Origin of the sequence: Arthrobacter sp. NPDC058192 (assembly GCF_042883665.1) — a bacterium.
GTDB lineage: Bacteria > Actinomycetota > Actinomycetes > Actinomycetales > Micrococcaceae > Arthrobacter.
On the sequence record NZ_JBHVVJ010000004.1, the window covers coordinates 228,126 to 249,062 of the forward strand.

The 20,937-nt window shown below is 61.7% G+C and carries 15 protein-coding genes; 13 read left to right on the plus strand and 2 right to left on the minus strand.

Going from position 1 to position 20,937, the window contains the following annotated elements:
* The first annotated feature begins 96 nt into the window (after positions 1 to 96).
* The 13 genes from ACFVVK_RS06135 to ACFVVK_RS06195 all read left to right on the plus strand — a co-directional run bounded on the left by ACFVVK_RS06135 (position 97) and on the right by ACFVVK_RS06195 (position 17,541).
* Positions 97 to 1,557 carry an NAD(P)/FAD-dependent oxidoreductase gene (locus tag ACFVVK_RS06135; protein ID WP_390264853.1) on the plus strand — a complete coding sequence of 487 codons (1,461 nt, stop codon included), beginning with the start codon at positions 97 to 99 and terminating at the stop codon, positions 1,555 to 1,557.
* Positions 1,554 to 2,297, plus strand: a complete 744-nt coding sequence (locus ACFVVK_RS06140) for a DUF1365 domain-containing protein (RefSeq protein ID WP_390264855.1) — start codon at positions 1,554 to 1,556, stop codon at positions 2,295 to 2,297. The genes ACFVVK_RS06135 and ACFVVK_RS06140 overlap by 4 nt, the downstream gene beginning before the upstream one ends.
* 2 nt (positions 2,298 to 2,299) lie before the next feature.
* The gene (locus ACFVVK_RS06145) at positions 2,300 to 3,736 is read left to right on the plus strand and encodes a class I SAM-dependent methyltransferase (protein WP_390265027.1); all 1,437 of its coding nucleotides are present in this window, start codon (positions 2,300 to 2,302) and stop codon (positions 3,734 to 3,736) included.
* A gap of 413 nt (positions 3,737 to 4,149) precedes the next feature.
* Positions 4,150 to 4,395: a glutaredoxin-like protein NrdH gene (nrdH, locus tag ACFVVK_RS06150; RefSeq protein WP_018773329.1), complete on the plus strand. Its 246-nt coding sequence runs from the start codon at positions 4,150 to 4,152 to the stop codon at positions 4,393 to 4,395.
* Between the two features lie 79 nt (positions 4,396 to 4,474).
* A complete protein-coding gene (gene nrdI, locus ACFVVK_RS06155; protein WP_390264858.1) occupies positions 4,475 to 4,972 on the plus strand; it encodes a class Ib ribonucleoside-diphosphate reductase assembly flavoprotein NrdI in 498 nt (165 codons plus the stop codon).
* A 62-nt stretch (positions 4,973 to 5,034) separates the two neighbouring features.
* Positions 5,035 to 7,155 carry a class 1b ribonucleoside-diphosphate reductase subunit alpha gene (gene nrdE / locus ACFVVK_RS06160; protein ID WP_090953763.1) on the plus strand — a complete coding sequence of 707 codons (2,121 nt, stop codon included), beginning with the start codon at positions 5,035 to 5,037 and terminating at the stop codon, positions 7,153 to 7,155.
* 91 nt (positions 7,156 to 7,246) lie between these two features.
* Positions 7,247 to 8,221, plus strand: a complete 975-nt coding sequence (gene nrdF / locus ACFVVK_RS06165) for a class 1b ribonucleoside-diphosphate reductase subunit beta (protein ID WP_390264860.1) — start codon at positions 7,247 to 7,249, stop codon at positions 8,219 to 8,221.
* 455 nt (positions 8,222 to 8,676) lie between these two features.
* Positions 8,677 to 9,663, plus strand: coding sequence for an SAVED domain-containing protein (locus ACFVVK_RS06170; protein WP_390264862.1), 987 nt, complete (start codon positions 8,677 to 8,679; stop codon positions 9,661 to 9,663).
* Positions 9,660 to 11,012, plus strand: coding sequence for a cyclic GMP-AMP synthase DncV-like nucleotidyltransferase (locus ACFVVK_RS06175; RefSeq protein WP_390264865.1), 1,353 nt, complete (start codon positions 9,660 to 9,662; stop codon positions 11,010 to 11,012). The genes ACFVVK_RS06170 and ACFVVK_RS06175 overlap by 4 nt, the downstream gene beginning before the upstream one ends.
* 115 nt (positions 11,013 to 11,127) lie before the next feature.
* Entirely contained in the window at positions 11,128 to 12,450 is a 1,323-nt protein-coding gene (locus ACFVVK_RS06180) for an SNF2-related protein (RefSeq protein WP_390264867.1), read from the plus strand.
* 29 nt (positions 12,451 to 12,479) lie between these two features.
* The gene (locus ACFVVK_RS06185) at positions 12,480 to 14,042 is read left to right on the plus strand and encodes a zinc-ribbon domain-containing protein (RefSeq protein WP_390265030.1); all 1,563 of its coding nucleotides are present in this window, start codon (positions 12,480 to 12,482) and stop codon (positions 14,040 to 14,042) included.
* A gap of 164 nt (positions 14,043 to 14,206) precedes the next feature.
* Positions 14,207 to 15,598 carry a DUF262 domain-containing protein gene (locus tag ACFVVK_RS06190; protein WP_390264870.1) on the plus strand — a complete coding sequence of 464 codons (1,392 nt, stop codon included), beginning with the start codon at positions 14,207 to 14,209 and terminating at the stop codon, positions 15,596 to 15,598.
* Entirely contained in the window at positions 15,595 to 17,541 is a 1,947-nt protein-coding gene (locus ACFVVK_RS06195; RefSeq protein ID WP_390264873.1) for a DUF262 domain-containing protein, read from the plus strand. The genes ACFVVK_RS06190 and ACFVVK_RS06195 overlap by 4 nt, the downstream gene beginning before the upstream one ends.
* Positions 17,542 to 17,928: 387 nt before the next feature.
* Here the strand turns inward: ACFVVK_RS06195 and ACFVVK_RS06200 are convergent, their stop codons facing one another.
* On the minus strand, positions 17,929 to 18,294 hold the full coding sequence (locus ACFVVK_RS06200; protein WP_390264875.1) for a hypothetical protein: 366 nt from the start codon (positions 18,292 to 18,294) through the stop codon (positions 17,929 to 17,931).
* Between the two features lie 547 nt (positions 18,295 to 18,841).
* Positions 18,842 to 20,593 (minus strand): hypothetical protein, encoded by a 1,752-nt coding sequence (locus tag ACFVVK_RS06205; RefSeq protein ID WP_390264878.1) that lies wholly within the window; start codon positions 20,591 to 20,593, stop codon positions 18,842 to 18,844.
* Positions 20,594 to 20,937 lie beyond the last annotated feature (344 nt).

Below are 20,937 nucleotides of genomic sequence, written 5' to 3' on the forward strand. Positions count from 1 at the left end.
CCGAAGTCTTACTCATCCGGCGGCCCGGCGGCTTCGAATCGCCCATAAGACATTTTGGGCGAGGCAAGTTTTGGGCGAGATAACAGGAGCAGATAAGTGTCGCAAGCAGCAAGGATTCCGGCGGGCCGCCGGGTGGCCGTCATCGGCAGCGGCGTGGCGGGTTTGACCGCCGCATATGTGCTGAACCGGCAGGACCGGGTGACCCTCTTCGAGGCGGACTCCCGGCTCGGCGGCCACGCCCATACCCACGACGTTCCACAGGACGGCGGCCCGACTCTGGGCGTGGACACCGGCTTCATCGTCCACAACGAACGGACCTACCCCACGTTGCTGCGCCTGTTCGCGCAACTGGGTGTTGAAACCCAGGACTCGGAAATGAGCATGTCCGTCCGCTGCGACGGCTGCGGCCTGGAATACGCCGGCGCCCGGCCCCACGCGAGCGGCATCATTCCCCGGCCCTCCACCTTGCTGCGCGGCCGCTACCTGAGGATGCTGCTGGAAGTCACCCGGTTCCACCGCCGGGCCCGCGCCCTGCTGGCGGAACCGGGAGCAAAACCGGCGCCGGATACGGCTGCGGCAGGCGCGGGCCAGGAACTCACCCTGGGGGAGTTCCTGGCCCGGGAAAGGTTCAGCACTTACTTTATCTCGCACTTCATGACGCCCGTGGTCAGTGCCGTTTGGTCCTGCGACCCCACCACCGCGCTGGCCTATCCCGCCCGCTACCTGTTCACGTTCCTGGGCCACCACGGGCTGCTCGGAGTCAAAGGCTCGCCGCAATGGCGCACGGTCACCGGCGGCTCACGCACCTACGTCGACAAGGTCGCCGGGACCCTGCCGGACATCCGGCTCGCCAGCCCCGTCACCGCGGTGCACCGGCACGCCGACGGCGTCGATGTCACGTCCGCCCAGGGCACGTCCGCCCAGGGCACTTCCGCGCAGGCCGCATCCGCACAGGGCGCCGGGACGCGCACGGAGACCTTCGACGCCGTCGTGATCGCCACCCATCCGGAGCAGGCCTTGCGCCTGCTGGCCGATGCCTCGCCCGCCGAAAAGGACGCCCTGGGCGGCATGCCGTACTCGGTCAACCGCACGCTCTTCCACCGCGACCCCGCCGTGCTGCCGGCCAGCCCCAACGCCCAGGCCTCCTGGAACTACCGGCTGCCCTCCTGCGATGCGCGCCCGGACAAGGTGCTGGTCAGCTACGACATGACCCGGCTGCAGCGGCTGGCGCCCGTGGACGGCGGCCGGTACATCGTCAGCCTCGGCGAATCCGACCTGATCGACGACGCCACGGTCCTGGACCGGATGGTCTACGAACATCCCCAGTACACGCCGGAGTCGCTGGAGGCGCAGGAACGGATCCTCGGGCTCGGCGACGGGCGGCTGGCCTTCGCCGGCGCCTACCACGGCTGGGGATTCCACGAGGACGGCGCCCTGTCCGGTCTCAAAGCCGCCGCCCGGCTGGGCCGCGACTGGGACCGGCTCACCGCCACCGGCGGCCCTGCGTCCATTTCCGGCGCCCAGAATCTCCAGTCCGCCGCAGTGGAGGCTCCATGAGCGCCCCAGCCCTTGTCCCCGCGGCCATCTACCGCACGTCGATCTCCCATGTGCGGCGCACCCCGCTGCGCAACGCCTTCACCTACCGCAGCTACAGCTGGTATGTCGACGTCGACCGCCTCCCGCAGCTGCCGCGCCTGCTCCGGCCGCTGGCCGGCTTCCGGGTGGAGGACCACCTCGGCGACCCGGACGGCACCCTGCGCGGCAACGTGGAACGCTACCTTGACATCCAGGGGATCGGGCTCGACGGCGGACGCATCACGATGCTTGCCAGTGCCCGGGTGTTCGGGCATGTCTTCAACCCGCTGAGCGTCTTCTGGTGCCACGACGCCGCAGGGGACCTGCGCTGCGTCATCGCCGAGGTCCACAACACCTACGGGCAGCGGCACTGCTACCTCCTCGAAACGGACAGTGCAGGCCGGGCGAGCGTGCCGAAGGAGTTTTACGTCTCGCCGTTCAACGACGTCGACGGCCAGTATCGCATGAAACTCCCCGAACCCGGCGACCGCCTTGCCGTAGCGATCGTCCTGGAACGGGAGGGACACCAGCCCTTCATCGCCACCCTGGACGGCGTCCGCCGGGACGCGACCGCGCGGAACATCCTGTCCGCGGCGCTCGCCGTACCACTTGCGCCGCTGCGCGTCGCGGCGCAGATCCGCTGGCAGGGCATCAGGTTATGGGCGCGCCGCCTGCCCGTCATCAAGAGACCACACCACCCTTCACAGGAGGCAGTTCAGTGACAATGACCGAAGCGACCGGATCCGGTGCAGGATGGGCGCGGGGCGCCACCGATGTCAGCACTAATGCCGAACCCGGCGTCAACGCCGTTCCGAAAGCAGTTCCCTACACAGTCCCGCGGCCGCCCGTGACCATCGACCCGGCCATCTGGCCCAGCATCGCGGCCGTGCCGTCATCCCTGTTGGCCCGCATCGCGGGGCGCGCTGCCGATGCCATCTTCAGGGCCGCCGTCCGGACCCTGCCGCTGGCCGTGCGCTACCCGGACGGCACGGTCCTGGGCCAAGCAGCGGCGGGCCAAGCAGCGGCGGGCGAAGAGGCGTTGGGCGAAGAAGCGGACCGGGCTTCCGGGGGCACCGCCTACCCTGTCATGACTATCAACCGGCCGGAAGCGTTCGCCGCCCGGCTCGGCGACGGCGGGCTGATCGGCCTGGGTGAGTCCTTCATGGCCGGCGACTGGGACGCCGATGACCTCACCGCCGTCATGGAGGTGTTCGCCGCGCGGGTGGGGACGCTCGTGCCGGAGCCGCTGCAGAAGCTGCGTGCCCTCTACCTGCCGCGCCAGCCACGCCGGGAACGCAACACCGAGAAGAACACCCGCTCCAACATCTCGAGGCACTACGACCTCTCCAACGAGCTCTTCGCCACCTTCCTGGACAGCACCATGACCTACTCCAGTGCCCTGTTCCCGGAAAGCGGCGACGCGCTCCGCACGGTGGCCTGGGACGGCCTGGCCGACGCCCAGCAGGCGAAAATCGACCGCCTGCTGGACAAGGCCGACGTCAAGGAAGGCAGCCGCGTCCTGGAAATCGGCACCGGCTGGGGGGAGCTGGCCTTGCGTGCCGCCGCCCGCGGCGCCACTGTCTACTCCGTGACCCTCTCCAGCGAGCAGCAGGAACTGGCCCGCCGGCGCGTGGCCGACGCCGGCTACGCGGACGCCGTCACCATCGAGCTCAAGGACTACCGCGCCGTCGAGGGCGAGTACGACGCCGTCGTCTCGGTGGAAATGATCGAGGCGGTCGGCTTCGAATACTGGGCCACGTACTTCCAGACCATCGAGCGGGTCCTGGCCCCCGGCGGCAAGGTGGCCATCCAGGCCATCACGATCGCCCACGACCGGCTGATGGCCACCCGGACCAGCTACACCTGGGTGCACAAGTACATCTTCCCCGGCGGGGTCATCCCCTCCGTCCGGGCCATCGAGGAGACCACCGAGAAACAGACCGGACTGCGCGTCCGCGAACGCCTCGCCATGGGCGAGCACTATGCCCAGACCCTCCGGCTGTGGGAGGAACGCTTCATGGACAGCGTGGACGAGGTGGGGGCCATGGGCTTCGACGCCGTCTTTCAGCGGATGTGGCTGTTCTACCTCTGCTATTCCCGGGCCGGATTCGAGACCGGCTACCTCGACGTCCAGCAGATCGTGCTCGACCGCAGGGTGTAGAACATTCACGACCGAGAGAGGCGGGCACCACGGTGCCCGCCTCTTTCATGCGCCGAATCCCGCGTGTGCCCGGACACCAGATGTAGTGTCCCGGCCCACGATCAGGGCCCCTGCCGTGCGGGCGCGACACGCCGTCCAGCATGCGACACGCGGGAGTGATTAATGTGGCTAACTACTCCACAGGGTGTGGATTTCGTCCGCCAAAATGGCTGAAATCCGGACATTTGGAGGGCCCCTTCCTGTGGATTAACGGTGCATGAAATGACATACTTGTAATACATCATCTTGGGGTCCGCGTGAGGCTCTTGCACTACATGTAGTATCGACTTACAGTTCCAGCAGAGCATCAGCGCGGGACGGTCGGAGCCGGGGAAGCGCTCCGAAGAGAACTTTCAACAAAGGGGACTAGGACCATGACCGTTACGGTTTACACGAAGCCGGCCTGCGTTCAGTGCAACGCAACCTACCGCGCGCTGGACAAGAAGGGCATTGCCTACCAGAGCGTTGATATCTCCCAGGATGCGGAGGCCCTCGAGCGCCTGAAGTCCCTGGGCTACATGCAGGCCCCCGTTGTCGTCACCGACCAGGATCACTGGTCCGGTTTCCGCCCGGACAAGATCGAAGAACTGGCGCAGGCCGCCGCCGTCGCTGTAGCCTGAAACGCCCTGTCGCCTGAAAAGCCCAGAACGCCGCTACCAGGCAGGATTTCACGGTAGATGAGGTGAGGTGACCACTCCCATGGCCGCAACAACTGAAGATCGGGTGGCCGCTACGGCTGACGGCGGGGAAGCGGTCAGCACAGCGGCTCCCGAGCAAACGCACTGCCGCCTCATCTACTTCTCCTCCACCTCCGAAAACACGGCCCGCTTCGTCGCGAAGCTGGGGGTCGACGCCGCCAGGCTCCCGCTCTACCCGAGGGACGAGCCGCTGGTGGCCCGGGAGCCCTACGTGCTGGTGGTGCCGACGTACGGCGGCACCGGGGGAGAGGGATCTGTTCCCAAACAGGTCATCAGGTTCTTGAACAACCCGGGCAACCGGAGGCTGATCCGAGGTGTGATCGGCGCAGGCAACACGAATTTCGGGGACAACTACTGCATGGCGGGGGAGATCATCGCCGCAAAATGCGGCGTCCCCCACCTATACAGGTTCGAACTCATGGGCACGCCGGAAGACGTCACCCGTGTACAAGAAGGATTGGAAAAGTTTTGGACACGACTGTCGCAGACACCGCAGTAACTGAGGGCGCAGGCACAGGCACCGGCACCGCTGCCGCCGTCGAACTCAAGAAGAAGCCCGAGATGCCCGCCGCCTACAAGGGCTTGGGCTACCACGAGCTCAACGCCATGCTGAACCTGTACGGCCCCAGCGGAGAGATCCAGTTCGAGGCCGACCGCGAGGCCGCCCACCAGTACTTCCTGCAGCACGTGAACAACAACACCGTGTTCTTCCACGACCTCGAGGAAAAGCTCGACTACCTCGTGAAGAACGAGTACTACGAGCGCGAAACCCTCGACCAGTACACGATGAACTTCATCCGCGAGCTCTTCAACCGCGCCTACAAGAAAAAGTTCCGCTTCGAGACCTTCCTCGGCGCGTTCAAGTTCTACACCTCCTACACGCTGAAGACGTTCGACGGAAAGCGCTTCCTGGAGCGCTACGAGGACCGCGTCTGCATGGTGGCCCTGCACCTGGCCCGCGGCGACGAAAAGCTGGCCACCCAGATGGTCGACGAGATCATCGAGGGCCGCTTCCAGCCCGCCACCCCGACGTTCCTGAACGCCGGCAAGAAGCAGCGCGGCGAGCTGGTCTCCTGCTTCCTGCTCCGCATCGAGGACAACATGGAGTCGATCGGCCGCTCGATCAACTCGGCCCTGCAGCTGTCCAAGCGCGGCGGCGGCGTGGCCTTCGCGCTGACCAACATCCGCGAGGTCGGCGCCCCGATCAAGCAGATCGAAAACCAGTCCTCCGGCGTCATCCCCGTGATGAAGCTCCTCGAAGACAGCTTCTCCTACGCCAACCAGCTCGGTGCCCGCCAAGGCGCCGGTGCCGTCTACCTGCACGCGCACCACCCGGACATCTACCGCTTCCTGGACACCAAGCGCGAGAACGCGGACGAGAAGATCCGCATCAAGACCCTCTCGCTCGGCGTCGTGATCCCGGACATCACCTTCGAGCTGGCCAAGCGGGACGAGGACATGTACCTGTTCTCCCCGTACGACGTCGAAAAGGTCTACGGCATGCCGTTCTCCGACGTCTCGGTCACCGAGAAGTACTACGAGATGGTGGACGACTCCCGGATCAAGAAGACCAAGATCAAGGCCCGCGAGTTCTTCCAGACCCTCGCCGAGATCCAGTTCGAATCCGGCTACCCGTACATCATGTTCGAGGACACCGTGAACCGGGAAAACCCGATCGACGGCAAGATCATCATGTCCAACCTGTGCTCCGAGATCCTCCAGGTCTCCCAGCCCACGACGTACCACGATGACCTGTCCTACGACCAGACCGGCAAGGACATCTCCTGCAACCTGGGCTCGCTGAACATCGCCAAGACCATGGACTCGCCGGACTTCGGCCTGACCATCGAGACGGCCATCCGGTCCCTCTCGGCCGTCTCGGACATGTCCAACATCACCTCGGTGCCCTCGATCGCCCGCGGCAATGACCAGTCGCATGCAATCGGCCTGGGCCAGATGAACCTGCATGGGTACCTGGCCCGCGAGCGGGTCCACTACGGTTCCGAAGAGGGCCTGGACTTCACCAACATCTACTTCTACTCGGTGGTGTTCCACGCCGTCCGCGCCTCCAACCTGCTGGCCATCCAGACCGGCCAGACCTTCGGCGGCTTCGAGAAGTCCAAGTACGCCTCCGGCGAGTTCTTCGACAAGTACACCGAGCAGGAGTGGGTGCCGCAGACCGCCAAGGTTGCGGAGCTGTTCAAGAACATCCACATCCCCACCCAGGATGACTGGCGTGAGCTGAAGGCTTCCGTTATGGAGCACGGCATCTACAACCAGAACCTGCAGGCCGTCCCGCCGACCGGCTCGATCTCCTACATCAACAACTCCACCTCCTCGATCCACCCGGTGGCGTCCAAGATCGAGATCCGCAAGGAAGGCAAGCTGGGCCGCGTGTACTACCCGGCGCCGTACCTGACGAACGACAACCTGGAGTACTACCAGGACGCGTACGAGATCGGCTACGAGAAGGTCATCGACACCTACGCTGCCGCCACGCAGCACGTGGACCAAGGCCTGTCCCTGACGCTGTTCTTCAAGGACACCGCCACCACGCGCGACATCAACAAGGCCCAGATCTACGCCTGGAAGAAGGGCATCAAGACCATTTACTACATCCGTCTCCGCCAGCTCGCGCTGGAAGGGACCGAGGTAGAGGGTTGCGTCAGCTGCATGCTTTAATTTTCAACTAATTCGTGATTGTACGACGGCGGGCGGCCGCCCGCCGTCATACGCTTTAACTAGAGAACTAACCCAACATTGAGGGGATGACATGACCGAGAAGGTCAAGCTGCTGAGCCACGTCGAGGCGATCAACTGGAACCGCATCCAGGACGACAAGGACGTGGATGTCTGGAACCGCCTGGTCAACAACTTCTGGCTGCCGGAGAAGGTGCCGCTCTCCAACGACGTGCAGTCGTGGAACACCCTGACGCCGGCCGAGCAGCAGCTCACCATGCGCGTGTTCACCGGCCTGACCCTGCTGGACACCATCCAGGGCACCGTCGGTGCCGTCTCCCTGATCCCGGACGCGCTGACCCCGCATGAAGAGGCTGTCTACACGAACATCGCGTTCATGGAGTCCGTGCACGCCAAGAGCTACTCCTCCATCTTCTCCACGCTGGCCTCCACCAAGGAGATCGACGAGGCGTTCCGCTGGTCCACCGAGAACGAGAACCTTCAGAAGAAGGCCCAGATCGTCATGGACTACTACCAGGGCGACGACCCCCTGAAGCGCAAGGTGGCCTCCACGCTGCTCGAGAGCTTCCTCTTCTACTCCGGCTTCTACCTGCCGATGTACTGGTCCTCACGGGCCAAGCTGACGAACACAGCCGACCTGATCCGCCTGATCATCCGCGACGAGGCCGTGCACGGTTACTACATCGGCTACAAGTTCCAGAAGGGCCTGGAAAAGGTCTCCGAGGAGCGCCGCCAGGAAATCAAGGACTACACCTTCGAGCTGCTCTTCGAGCTGTACGAGAACGAGGTCCAGTACACGCACGACCTCTACGACTCCGTCGGCCTGGCCGAGGACGTCAAGAAGTTCCTGCACTACAACGCCAACAAGGCCCTGATGAACCTGGGCTACGAGGCCATGTTCCCGGCTTCCGTCACCGATGTGAACCCGGCGATCCTCTCGGCCCTGTCGCCGAACGCTGACGAGAACCACGACTTCTTCTCGGGTTCGGGGTCTTCGTACGTGATTGGCAAGGCTGTCAACACTGAGGATGAGGACTGGGACTTCTAGTCACTTGTGAGATCGGAAGCTAGTTGGCGGTTTGACCATTAGTTGGCGAAACGCGACTGGAAAGTTGGCGAAGACCGGTCTAGTTGGCGACACTCACGCCCGGGCTTAGTTGCATGACTTGCAACTAAGCCCGGGCTTTCTTCGAGGCTTGTCGCTGCCTTGACTCCCCTCAACACTGCTTTTACGGCAGAGCGCCCGTTGAAAGATGGCGCGTTGGCGTCCGGACTGCAAAGGATCAGACATTGAGTGAAGAACTACAGGACACAGAGATCGCCCGCAGCAATATCCCTGACGCAGTTCGTGAACGTGTTTGGGGGCGAGCAGCGGCACGGTGCGTCCTCTGCTCCGAATGGCTGATTGATTCGAGCAACTTTTGGCATTCAGTCCCAACGGGCGAAATAGCGCACAACGTCGGAGCTACGTCGGGCGCGAAGTCACCGAGAGGCAAGTCTAAGTTGTCCGCAGAGGACCGGGCTCGGGAATCGAACTTGTTCCTGCTGTGCCACGACTGCCACAAAAAAATCGACTCCATCCAACACCGGGACAGCTATTCGGTGGAGTTCCTGACATCGAAGAAGAGCGAACACGAGGAGCGTGTAAGGCAAGTAACAGACTTCGCCACTCTGAGGCCGACGACAGTGCTTCGGCTTGTTGGGTCTGTGCGTGGGACGCTTAGCCCGATTCCACCAGCCCAGATCTCAGAGGCGCTGCGTCGAGAAGGACTGACGGGCATGGGCGAGGACACAAGGAACGGCGTCTTTGACATCGCTCTTCCCGACTCTGAAAGCGCGTCCTGGTATTGGGCTCGCGCCAAGGAGATCATAAACAAGACGGTCGACAGGGTGTTCGACGCCATTGCTGCGGAGGACACCTCGGTATTGAGCGTGTTCGCCATAGCTCCTGTTCCCGTTCTCATTTATCTGGGATCCCGTCTGGATGACAAGGCCGAGACTCTCCTATACCACCGTCAACGCCAGGACGGAGTGGATGCATGGACCTGGCCTGGAGCGGGCCCCGCGACCCCAGTCCCTACCTTCACAGTCGAGCACGTAACTGGACTGGACGCCTTCAGCCCTGCTGGTGCTGTCGAAGAGGTAGTTGTACTCGTGAGTTTGAGTGCGCGAGTGAGTCGTGAACGTATTCCAAGCACGCTCGCTGGAATGCCAGTGTTGGAGCTTCGCCCTAAGACACTGCAACCGACTCCGGACGTGATAGACAGCCGTGCCGCCTTGAACGCCTTTGGCCAAACGTGGCGCGGTGCACTGAGCCTGATCGAAGCGACGTTCCCGAAGGCTAGCAAGATTCACCTGATCGCCGCGGTACCAACCACGGCGGCAGTCACTCTCGGGCGACATCACATGCGTGAAGCCCAGCCGGATTTAGTCCTATACCAGCGAAACGATGACGATTCCTATGATGCGGTTCTGGAGGTCACAGCATGACGGCACGAACTAAGGAATTCAATCTCTTCCTGCGCGATTACGTAAACCTCGATGCGACACGGACAAGTACGCTCCATGCGCGGGTATCGGCGGTGAACTCTTTCATCGCCGGCCATGAAGACCTAGCTGTCGTCGTGACGGATGACGTGATTCCCCAGGGTTCGTTTGCGCACAAGACGATAATTAGGCCCTTCAGCGGGAACGACTTCGACGCCGACGTTCTCGTGCCCATGGACGAGCAAGATGACTGGGAGCCCAAGCAGTACACCCAAGCGCTCCATAAAGCCCTTCAGTCTTCCGCCCGTTACCGTGACATGGCGGTCCTCGGAAAGCGGTGCGTGAAGTTGGACTATGCAGGGGATTTCCACATCGATCTTGTCCCCTTTGTAACGCGGGACGATGGTAATACCTACATCACGCACCGTACCCGCAACGAGTTCATCCGCCAGGATCCGGTCGCTTACACTGCCTGGTTTGAGGACAACAACCGGACGACGCACGGGCACTTGGTGCGGGTGGTACGCCTGATGAAGTACTTGCGCGACCGGAGCTCGATTCAGGTTCCCTCCGTTGTCTTGTCAGCATTGCTGGCAGAGCGCGTGAGGTCCTTCGCCGGCGTGGACGATTATGCCAACGTCGCGAGCACCCTCACGTCACTCGTCAAGGCTTTGCATGAATATGTCGATCCAATGTTGACGCCCCCGTGGGTCGACGACCGCATCGGGCAGAACCTCGCCGATCGGCTCACCCCCAGCGGGTTTGAAAACCTTCAAAGCCAGGTAAAGACCTGGTCAAGGCTCATGACTGAAGCTCTGGATGCTGACGCCGACGAAAGCGTGGAAAAGTGGCGCAAGTTGTTCGGCGAATCGTTCGGCTCCACGACACGGGAAGCCGGCGAGAGCGGCGCCCTTCTGGCGTCGGCATCAAGTCACTACGAAAAGACGCTGGCTCCCGGGGAACAGGACATTGAGAAGGATCACGGCATTTTGTTGTCGCTTGACCCACGGCAGCGGGTTCGTGTTGTGGGTCGCATGTCAGCGAATAGTAAAGGAAGTGGTCGCTACCGTCCGCTGAGCGGGAGAGGCAACCATGTCCCAGTGGGTCGTTCGCTTCGGTTCAGCGTCGAAGACTGTACGGTCACGGAACCCTACGACGTGTACTGGAAGGTACGCAACGCGGGCGAAGAAGCTGCCCGCAGGCAATCGTTCCGAGGTGAGATTCGTAAGCGGGGTCACGAAATCACCGAAACGAGTAGCTTCCACGGCGAGCACTGGGTCGAGGTTTGGATCGTGAAGGATCGCATTGCAGTCGCGACGGATATTCAGGACGTAACGATCTTGCCCAATTGAGCGTTACTCTCGGTTCCGTTGATGGTGCAATGCCGATGTCCTTCGGAGAGCTGCATTAAGCTGTTACAGGCTGCTGCGGATGCGCAGGGGGAGCAACCGAATACAGGAGTATCACTTGACCATCAAGGGAATCACCAAAACTGAACTCAACGTCGCGCCCGGTTCAGTGGTCCGTGTCATGGACGAGGACTGGCTTGTCACCAGCGTCGAGAAGTCCGTTGACGGCACCCTCATGAGGGTCCAGGGCCTCAGCGAGCTCGTTCGGGACACCGCTGCCGCGTTCTACTCCGCCCTGGACACCATCGAAGTTGTGGACCCTGCCAAGTCCAAGGTTGTGGCCGACGACACCCCCAACTACCGCCGGGCTCGGCTGTTCCTGGAGACCACTCTCCGCAAGACTCCGACACCCCAGTCGGCGGAGTACCTGACTGTCTCCACCCGCATGCTGTCGCGGAACCTCAGGTACCAGCAGATCGCCGTCGCGAAGGCCCTGGACACCAAGAACATCCGCCCGCGCATCCTTATCGCAGACGCCGTGGGCCTCGGCAAGACCCTCGAGATCGGCATGATCCTCAGCGAACTGGTCAAACGCGGCCGCGGCGAACGCATCCTCATCGTCACCCCGCGGCACGTGCTGGAGCAGATGCAGCACGAGCTCTGGTGCCGCTTCGCCCTGCCCTTCGTCCGCCTCGACTCCGCCGGCATCCAGAAGATTCGGCAAAAGCTCCCGGCCACGCGCAACCCCTTCACCTACTACAAGCGCGCCATCATCTCCATGGACACGCTGAAAAGCCCCCGCTACCGGGCCCAGCTCGGCAAACTGCACTGGGACGCGGTGGTCACTGACGAGGCCCACAACGTCACCAACACCCAGGCCATGAACAACGAGCTCGCCCGGGTGCTCGCGCCCAACACCGAGGCGCTCACTCTGGCCTCCGCCACCCCGCACAACGGACGCAACGAGTCGTTCGCGGAAATCCTGCGGCTGCTGGACCCACCGCCGTCCGCCCGGACGGCACCTTCGACCCCAAGCACGTGGAGAACCTCATCATCCGCCGGCACCGGCACAGCCCCGAAGTTGCCCAGGAAGTCGGTGCGGACTGGGCCGAGCGGGAAGAGCCGGACAACAGGCTCGTGTCCGCCTCCGCAGCGGAGAACGCCATCGCCGAGGAGCTCTCCGACGTCTGGCTCTACCCCGAAGGCAGGCCGGCACCGTATTCGGGCCAGAACGGCGCGCTGTTCTCCTGGCTCCTTGCCAAGGCGTTCCTATCCAGCCCTGCCGCGCTTCTCGAAACGGTCACTGATCGTCTCAGGAAGCTCGACGCCGATTCACCTTCCGAGGCAAAGGAAACCGAAGCCCTCAAACGCCTCAGCAAGCTCGCCGAGTCAGCCAACACCAGTGAACCCGCCAAGTACACCGAACTCGTCAGGTACCTGAAGAAGATCGGCGTCGGCAAGGGATCCCCAATGCGGGCGGTTGTCTTCGCCGAGCGCGTCGCAACGCTCAAGTGGCTGCAGGAGACGCTGCCAACGGCACTCGGGCTTAAACCGGAAAACGTCGGCCTCCTGCATGGTGGCCTCAGCGACGTCGAGCAGCAAAGCATCGTGGACCAGTTCAAGCGCGGCAACAGCCCGCTTCGGGTTCTGGTCACCGGCGACGTCGCGTCCGAAGGCGTGAACCTGCACGCCGAATGCCACCACCTGATCCACTTCGACATCCCTTGGAGCCTCATCCGGATCGAACAGCGCAACGGCCGCATCGACCGCTTCGGCCAGCGCCAGAAACCGCAGATCACCACCCTGCTCCTAAACCCGCACAACACCCGCTTTTCCGGTGACATTAAGGTCCTCACGCGTCTCATGGAACGCGAGTACGAGGCGCACACGGTCCTCAATGACGTCGCCTCCCTCATGGGGCAGTACAGCGTCAAGCAGGAGGAAGACGCCATCCGCGATGTCCTGCTCGGCAAGAAAGACTTCGAGGACGTCGTCGGAGAGCCCGACGCCGACCCTGACTCAGGTGACCTCTGGGACTTCCTCGACTTCGAGGCCCTGAAGAACGACCAAGAAACCGAATCAATAACGGTGGAGAAGCCCCTCGGCCTCTACTCCACGGACCTGGACTTCCTCGACGAGGCCCTCAACGAGGCCTTCGGCGATCCGCACAAGGTCCTCGGTTGGACCGTCCACGCCGGCCACGGCCTCGCCGAGCTCAACCCGCCCGTTGACCTTCAGCACCGCCTGGGCTACCTCCCGCAGGACTACTTATCCGAGCGGCGCGTCACCGAACGGCTCAAACTCGCCACAACCGTCGACGCCGGCACCCGGGAACTCAACCGCGCCCGTGAATCCGATGACATGAGCTGGCCCGAGGCCCACTACCTCGGCCCGCTCCACCCCGTCCTGGACTGGGCCAGGGACCGGGCCCTGTCCGAGATGTCCCGCAGCGAGGTCCTCGTGGTCCGCGGCGACGTGGACGCCGCCCAAGTGCTGCTCATGGGGACCTTGATGAACCGCCGCGGGCAGGTAGTCTCCAAAGCCTTCATCGCGGTGGACTTCCCCGACCCCTCCAACCCGACGTTCTGCCTCTCCGAACCCCTCGAGGATCTGGGTGAGCACCTGAGCAGCATCGGCGTCGACGCCAAGGCGACCAACCCCGGACCGGTCACACGAGGGAGCGATTTGGAGGTCTGGTGGCAGTGCGATGACGGACATGCGTTTCCGGCGAGGATCAACTACCGCTGTAAACAGAAGAAGAGGACCTGTCCCGTAGACACAGGCCGCATGCTTCTCATAGGAACGAATGACTTGGCGACCAAAGAGCCGGCCCTAGTGAAGGACTGGGACCGCGAGCGGAATGGGTTCAGCCCAAGCGAAGTGGTGCCGGGCACAAAGTCCTACGCATGGACCTGCAAGAACGGCCACACACAGCACACCAGCGTCGGGAACCGCAGGCGCGCAAGAGGCTGCACGAATTGTGCCTCAGCAGAGCGGGTGGCAAGAGGTTGCTCCAAGACGCCGCCAGGTTGAAGCGACCTTGGCGGTGTTTCCAACAATGCCAACGTATCGATTGGGCTTCCCATAGAACACGCGCTGTAGATCGACACGCGAAGCACTGTGTAAGGCGGCTAGTCTCTTAGAGTCTCAATGACGGGCTGCTGGTTGGTTGCCCAATCTGCGAAGGGGGTGTCCGTGTGGCTATTGAACGCGAGAAGGGCGTCAGAGTCGTCACCGTTGGCGAACTATTAGACGAAGGGCTGACGATCCCGCCTTATCAGCGGTCCTACAGTTGGGAGCCCGCCACCGCGCTTCAACTCTTCGACGACATCCGAAACGCTTTTAGGGCAGAGAACCGTGCGCCGAATGCTTTGCCAGATGCGGAGCAGGCTCAGAAGCCTTCGTATGTGCTCGGCGCCGTCATCCTCCACCGGGACAACGAGGATGTTCAAACCCATGTTGTCGACGGCCAGCAGCGTCTTTTGACGCTCACCATGCTGTTAGATTTGCTCGACGAGGCGAGCGGGTTCCCCACCGAAGTCCTGCCGATAGAGCATGAGGACCAGGCCGCTCCCGTGGTTCGGGTCCGTACGGAGCTGGACCGGCGGGTCAGACACATGGAGGAGCCGGCCAAGGCCTTCGCTGACTTCATCCGTAACAACTGTGAAATCATCCGCGTGGAGACGGACGACGCCGACGAAGCTTTCCGGGTCTTCGACTCGCAGAACTATCGGGGCAAGCCCCTGCTTCCACACGATCTGCTGAAGGCATACCACCTGCGCGAGATGAGTGGCGAGTCTAACGCTATGCGAGAAGCCCTCGTCGAGGTCTGGGAGAACGTCCCGGACGCAGAGCTCGACCGGCTATTCTCGACGTACCTCTGGCGTATAAAGCGGTGGGCGCGCGGACTTTCCGCACCGACCTTTGCCGTGCGACACATCGACGCCTTTAAGGGATTGACGCCCAAATCGGCAAGCACTCCCGCCGCGCGCTACCACCTCGCCGCTCAAACAGCCGTTCCCATGCTTGGGGCCTGGGCCGAGCACTCCGATGAAACGGACCGGATGGTCAACCGAACCCGCTTTCAGATTGACGCACCCGTGGTTGCAGGCAGGCCCTTCTTCGAAATGGCTACGTTTATGTTGGGGGAACTACGGAGACTCCGCAAGGAGGGCTTTGACGAACGGTACGAGGACGAAGGCACGGAGAAGGCTTGGGACGACTTCGCCTCCACGGACGACGACTTCCGTGAGCTCCCGTCGCGGGCACGGTACCGATACGTTTCCGAGCTTTACTTGGCATCGCTGCTCTACTACACGAACCGGTTCGGCGACGCCGATATTCGCGAGTCAAGGCACCGGTTGTTCACGTGGGCCTACCACCTCCGTACAAGGCATCAGAGGCTTCAGCTAGCTGCCGTGAACAAATACGCCCGTTCGTTGGAAGACAGCCAATCCGCTTTTGTTCTTCTTCGAAGTGCTGAGACCGCCACCGAACTTCGGCGGCTACGCCTCGAGGTCCGAGGGCGAGATGACAACCCGAAGCACGAGCAGGACCTACTGCGCCTATTGGACAGGTTGGCCCGTTGAGGATCAGCACGCTACAAGCAAATCTGTTCACGGTTGGCAAGCTCTTTGGTGAGGTGGAAACGCATTTCGAGATCCCGATCTATCAACGCAACTACGCCTGGGGTGTTGAGCAGATCGAGCAACTCATCGACGACGTGTGGGCCGCCGCGCAGGAGGGCGCCAACGATTACTTTCTGGGCAACCTAATCGTGGCTCAGAAGCCTGCTGAGGCCGGGATGAGTGTTGTGACCTTCGAGGTCGTTGATGGTCAACAACGATTGACGACCTTGTTCATGCTCCTGAAGTACCTCCGGGTCGAGCCAACGGCGCGGCTCACGTATCAATCACGGAGGAACGCTACCCACGCGCTCACGCGCCTCACAACCTCGGACGACGACGAGGGTGCAGGCATCCACGTGGGCTTCAAGATGATCGCGTCGCGCATGGCGAAGTTCAGGACGCCCGAAGATCGGGACAAGTTTCAGAAGTTCCTAGAGGATAACGTGCAGCTCGTGCGAGCGATCCTCCCTGTACGAACCGATTTGAACAAGTACTTCGAGATCATGAACACCCGTGGCCAGCAACTAGAACAGGTAGACATCGTTAAGGCGCGACTCATGAGTTACCTACGCAATGAGACGGGGAAAGTCGAAGACGACAGAGCCTGCCTCGCGTGGGTCTGGGACGCATGCGCCGAGATGGACTCATATATCCAGATGGCATTGGCTCCAAGCAGCACGGCCTTACGAAGCGAGATTTTCAGCTCGACATGGGACCGCCTAGAGGTTTCAAGCTTCGACGACCTGCGCGCCAAAAGGCCTCAGATCCACGCCCGAAGTGGTGTGAGCCGGAGTACGGGTGTAAGCATGCGGGAAGCGCTCCGGCTCTACGCCAGCACCGCTGAGGAGCCAGCCCAGGAAGACTTCGAACACCGCCGATTTGAATCACCGATCAAGTTTCCGACCTTGCTCCTCCACGCTCTGAAGATTCTGCGGGAAACGGGCGGCGAGGACGACGTCGACGGCCACCTCGACGACAGCAAGCTAATTAAACTCTTCGAAAGCGATTTCAAACCGCTCTCCGAGACACAACGGTCGGACCGGGCTAAGCACTTCGTCGAGGTTCTTCTGCAATGCAAGTTTGTGCTTGACAATTACGTCCTCAAGCGTGAGTTCACGGCAACCAACGCTGACGACGGCGCTTGGTCTCTTAAACGACTGACCCGCGGCGAGTCAGAGCCTCAACAAGGCAAACGGACTAAGACCAACGCGCGCTTCCCCAACGCCTTCTCACCCGGCAAGGGGGAGTGGGAGGACACCCCCGTTGACGACGCAACACGTGAGGTGCTCCTGCTCCAGTCAATGTTTCGAGTCACCTACACCTCGCCGCGAACGATGCACTGGATCACGAGAATTCTGCGCGAACCGCTTATTGGCCTGCCACGGCAGGAGGCGGCTCATGCGATCCTCCGCGTTCTGAGGACGCACGCACGCCAAAAGGTGCAGCAGGCATTCTTTGTGGGAGCCCAACCGCGTGGGTTCGACATCGAGCGAATCGTTTTCACCTACCTTGACTATCTTCTCGCAGCGAAGGGTGCCGACCCCGCCTTACCGGCCGATCCCAACTTCACATTCGTGTACCGAAACTCCGTCGAGCACTTCTTTCCTCAGTACGCCAACCGAGACGATGACGGTTGGGACTTAGTGACGCCTGATGATGAGGAGCTCCACATGTTTGGAAATCTCGCACTTGTTAGTGTCAGCACGAATTCCAAGTTCAGTAACAATCTGCCTCCCTATAAGGCGAACAAGACAGAGATCGTCCGGCAGAGCACGAAGCTGCAACTGATTGCAGAACTGGTCAAGAGCGGAACCACATGGGACAAGACGGCAATTCGCCACCACGACCGGGCAATGGTGAACGTGCTCCGCGAGGATCTACGAGAGGCAGGCTACGACGTTTAAATCCACTCTGCGGGGATCCTTGACAAGGTCGTCCCAGCCCGATTGACCCCTTCGAATACGAGACAATGGGCCTACCCGCTTTTTGTTGACCCCAAGTCAACAAAAGCCGGGGCAGACCCGAACGGGACTGGATAGTTGGCGGCGATCGGCCTAGTTGGCGGTCGTATAGATCGACAACTCACTGTGACTTGAACGTCTAGTTACGACTTTTGCAGAGTTTGCGCGACTTTTGAAAAGGTACTCGCGATTTAGTCGTGACTAGCCGCGGTCAGTGTGAAATTCCAAGATAGTTGGGCAATAGTGACTTCACGCTCGTCTGCACTGGGCTCGACGCAGGAAGGCCCCGGCTCCGTTTTGGAGCCTGGGCCTTCCTGCATTGTGGGAGACTCAGCCGACCTCGGCGGCTTCCTGTTGTGCCCGGTCGCGGAGGCGTTGCTGGAGTCCGCCGCGGAGGAGGACGTCGATGAGCCCGCCGTTGTCGGCCATTTCGAGCAGGGCGTTGATGGCCTTCTGGTGGCCTTCGCCGGCGACGTAGACGATTTCCTCGATGGCTTCGGGCAGGGTGGGGGAGGCGGCGAAGTCCACGGGCCCGTTGGCGATGGCCTCGCGCTGGAGCTGTTCGTTGTTCTCCGCGTGGCGCATGACGGAGGAGATGACGTTGATCTGGTCCTCGTCGCTGATCCCGACGCCTTCGAAGAGCCTGTTGATGTGCTCGACGAGCTCCCCGAAGGTGCCTTTCGTCTTTTCCCGCACGATTCCGGACCCAGCGGCGGTGACGCCCTTGTGTTCGTTGACGAGTCGGATGCTGCCGGGTGGCGGGACGGTACAAAGGTCCAGATGGTCGTGGAATCGGGTGAGGCAACGATCAACGGTGAGACCACGGAGGGTTGGTTAAGGGCTGTGTCCGTGGACACGATCCCGTAGCCGGCAGCCCCCGCTTCATTCCAGATTCGGATTTCCCAATGGGTGCTATGCCGAGGCGCAGTCCGCGGAGCACGAACTGGTTGAACAGGTTCGTGTCATCAGACCATGCACGCACTCTTGACACTCCTAAGGCAAGTGAGCGCGAGTACGACGCACCCGCTGGTTGAGCCTTTGGACATCGAGGACAGGGGTTCTCACCAGCTGGCATGGCCTTCACGGGCGCAACCTGAGCTTATTGGGAGCGTCGTGAACCCGCTCGAGGATGACCGATAGCATTCCGTGTTCCTGATCGGTCGCTGCGCTTCGCCGGTTACTTGGTAGGGTTCCGCGAATGAGGCAAGTAAATCACATGGCATTGACCAGGTCTCAAACACCTTCAATCTCTTTGGAGGCGACGCTCCGCAGCAGCACGCACACGCGGGTTCTCATCGAACGTCAGGATCTCCAGAGTACCCACGGTCGTGTTCGGGTTCCCTGCAACTAATTCACGAATTTCGCCCGACCAACTGTATGCAATCCTGGCAAGGACATGCGCGGGCGAACTTGCGTTTATGGCGAGCCTTCTATGCCGCTCGGCTTCCCCGTAGTCTGCCGGGCGGATGGCTAGCTGCTCAAGGATTGCCTGAGGAGTATTCTCGTTGGCCAGCAACCCAAGTAGAACTTCCTCGCTCTGGTCACCAGCGAGGACGACGAGGGCTTCGCCCGGCGTAGCAAGGTTTGCGGCAACGGCCGCACGGACGGAGTCCTCTGTGTCGCGCACGAGGTTCGCCAAAATAGGGCCCGGCGTCAGCGGGTTGGCCGCGACCGCGCGGCGCAAGTCAGGGTTCCTCGAACGCGCATAGTGGCCCAGCGCCTCCGCTGGCGCTTCGCTGGAGGCAGCCAAGCTGACAGCAGCCGTGCCGGTGTTGCCGAGCGCGCGCTCGCGAACAGTGCTGTCTTCGTCCCTCAACAGGAGAGCAAGCACCTTCGGAGTCAGGCGAGCCGAACTGTAACGTGACTCGTGAGGTCCAGGGTAGGAGGCAACCGCGGCGCGCACGGCACTGCTTCCGGATTTCGCCAGAAGCTCAAGCTCCTCGTCTCCTACAGACCACCCGAACCCGCCTACGGGAATACGGTCAAAGTGTAACTCGTACCAATTCGGCTTCCCAAGAAACTCAGGAACTCCATCTGGAACCGATTCCATTCGGACAAGCCAGTTGTTATCGAAGTTTTCCCTCTGTTCATAAGGGATATGCGGCTCCTGCTGCCGTCTAAGCCAGTCAATGATGGATGACGAAGCGGCCTGCTGCACGGTTTCTTCCGTGTCACTCGCCAATTCGACGAAGTCTAGAAACGAAATAAAAGGGCTTGTCGCCGCCGCAGCCCGGACAATGGGAGCTGAGTCTCGTGCCAGCCTGGACATCGCCTCGGGGTCGTCTTGAAGGAAGGCTTCATGGCGAGCGGCTCCCAGGGCTCGGAGAAGGGCCATAGGAGAGTTCAGAAGTTTTGAAAACTCTGTCCTGCTCAACCGCCGGCGGTACCACCAAATCGTGGTGAAATTGTAGCCCCCATCGACGAAGCGGTTGGCCGTGTCGTATCCGAGCCCATACGAAATGGCACGAGTGACTTCTTCTTCGGTGTCGCCTGCGAGTTCTTCGAGAACGTCGATAGGTGTTTCAGGATTCTGGGCCACTGCAGCACGCGTTAGCGCGTACGGTGATCCAGCTAGTTTGCGCAGGAGCGCTGCACGAGGAGATTCCTCCCCATCATCCTCCGGGTAGCGCCCGGACCATTTGTGTGACCGCAGACGCTCTTGAAGACTACGGCGCGATTCATCCTCACCGTCCAGGTCTTGCTGAACGTCGTAGCTTAAATGACCGTGAACAATCACCGCATGACGGACCTCGGCGCTTTCGTCATCGAGCAGGCGCAGGAGCACGTCGTCCGGCAGTTTGTAGTTTGTCGCTGCGGCTGCCCGTACTTCGGGTGCGGCGTCGTCTGCAAGACCCACGAGAACTTCCGTTGGAATCTTATCCGACCTATTCGCCGCCAATGAGCTTCGAACTTCTATGTGATTGTTCTCAGCAAGTTCTAATGCCGCTTCTGGTGGCAAACGGAAACTGGCAGCAAGCCTCGTAAGAATATCCACAGAAACTGACTTCTTTCGGGCAAGTGCAACGCGATGCAAATCCTCGTAGCGGCCGGCTGCGACTTTTAGAGCGAGTTCTCGATCGACTGGGACAGATTCGAGTTCGGCCCACAGAAACTCAAGACGATGCTCGCTGACCTCACCATTTTACGTGCCATCTGAGTTTCGGCTAGGCATGCGCAGAATCACCGCTGCGGGGGTTGAGGGGTTGTGACCCGCTGCCCTGCGGACGTCTCGTTCGGAGTCGAAGGCTAGCTTTTCGAGCGAGCTTGAAGGAGTTGCCGCGCTGCCTGCTGCTGTCGTGCGCGCCACCACGCTTGCGGAGCAAGCGAGCATTGCCAGGT

Excerpts from the sequence above, each read along its gene's own strand:
- nrdI (WP_390264858.1), top strand. The coding sequence starts at position 4,475 with ATGGCCGCAACAACTGAAGATCGGGTGGCCGCTACGGCTGACGGCGGG.
- ACFVVK_RS06185 (WP_390265030.1), top strand. The coding sequence starts at position 12,480 with ATGCGGGCGGTTGTCTTCGCCGAGCGCGTCGCAACGCTCAAGTGGCTG.
- ACFVVK_RS06140 (WP_390264855.1), top strand. The coding sequence starts at position 1,554 with ATGAGCGCCCCAGCCCTTGTCCCCGCGGCCATCTACCGCACGTCGATC.
- nrdE (WP_090953763.1), top strand. The coding sequence starts at position 5,035 with ATGCCCGCCGCCTACAAGGGCTTGGGCTACCACGAGCTCAACGCCATG.
- ACFVVK_RS06145 (WP_390265027.1), top strand. The coding sequence starts at position 2,300 with ATGACCGAAGCGACCGGATCCGGTGCAGGATGGGCGCGGGGCGCCACC.
- nrdH (WP_018773329.1), top strand. The coding sequence starts at position 4,150 with ATGACCGTTACGGTTTACACGAAGCCGGCCTGCGTTCAGTGCAACGCA.
- nrdF (WP_390264860.1), top strand. The coding sequence starts at position 7,247 with ATGACCGAGAAGGTCAAGCTGCTGAGCCACGTCGAGGCGATCAACTGG.
- ACFVVK_RS06175 (WP_390264865.1), top strand. The coding sequence starts at position 9,660 with ATGACGGCACGAACTAAGGAATTCAATCTCTTCCTGCGCGATTACGTA.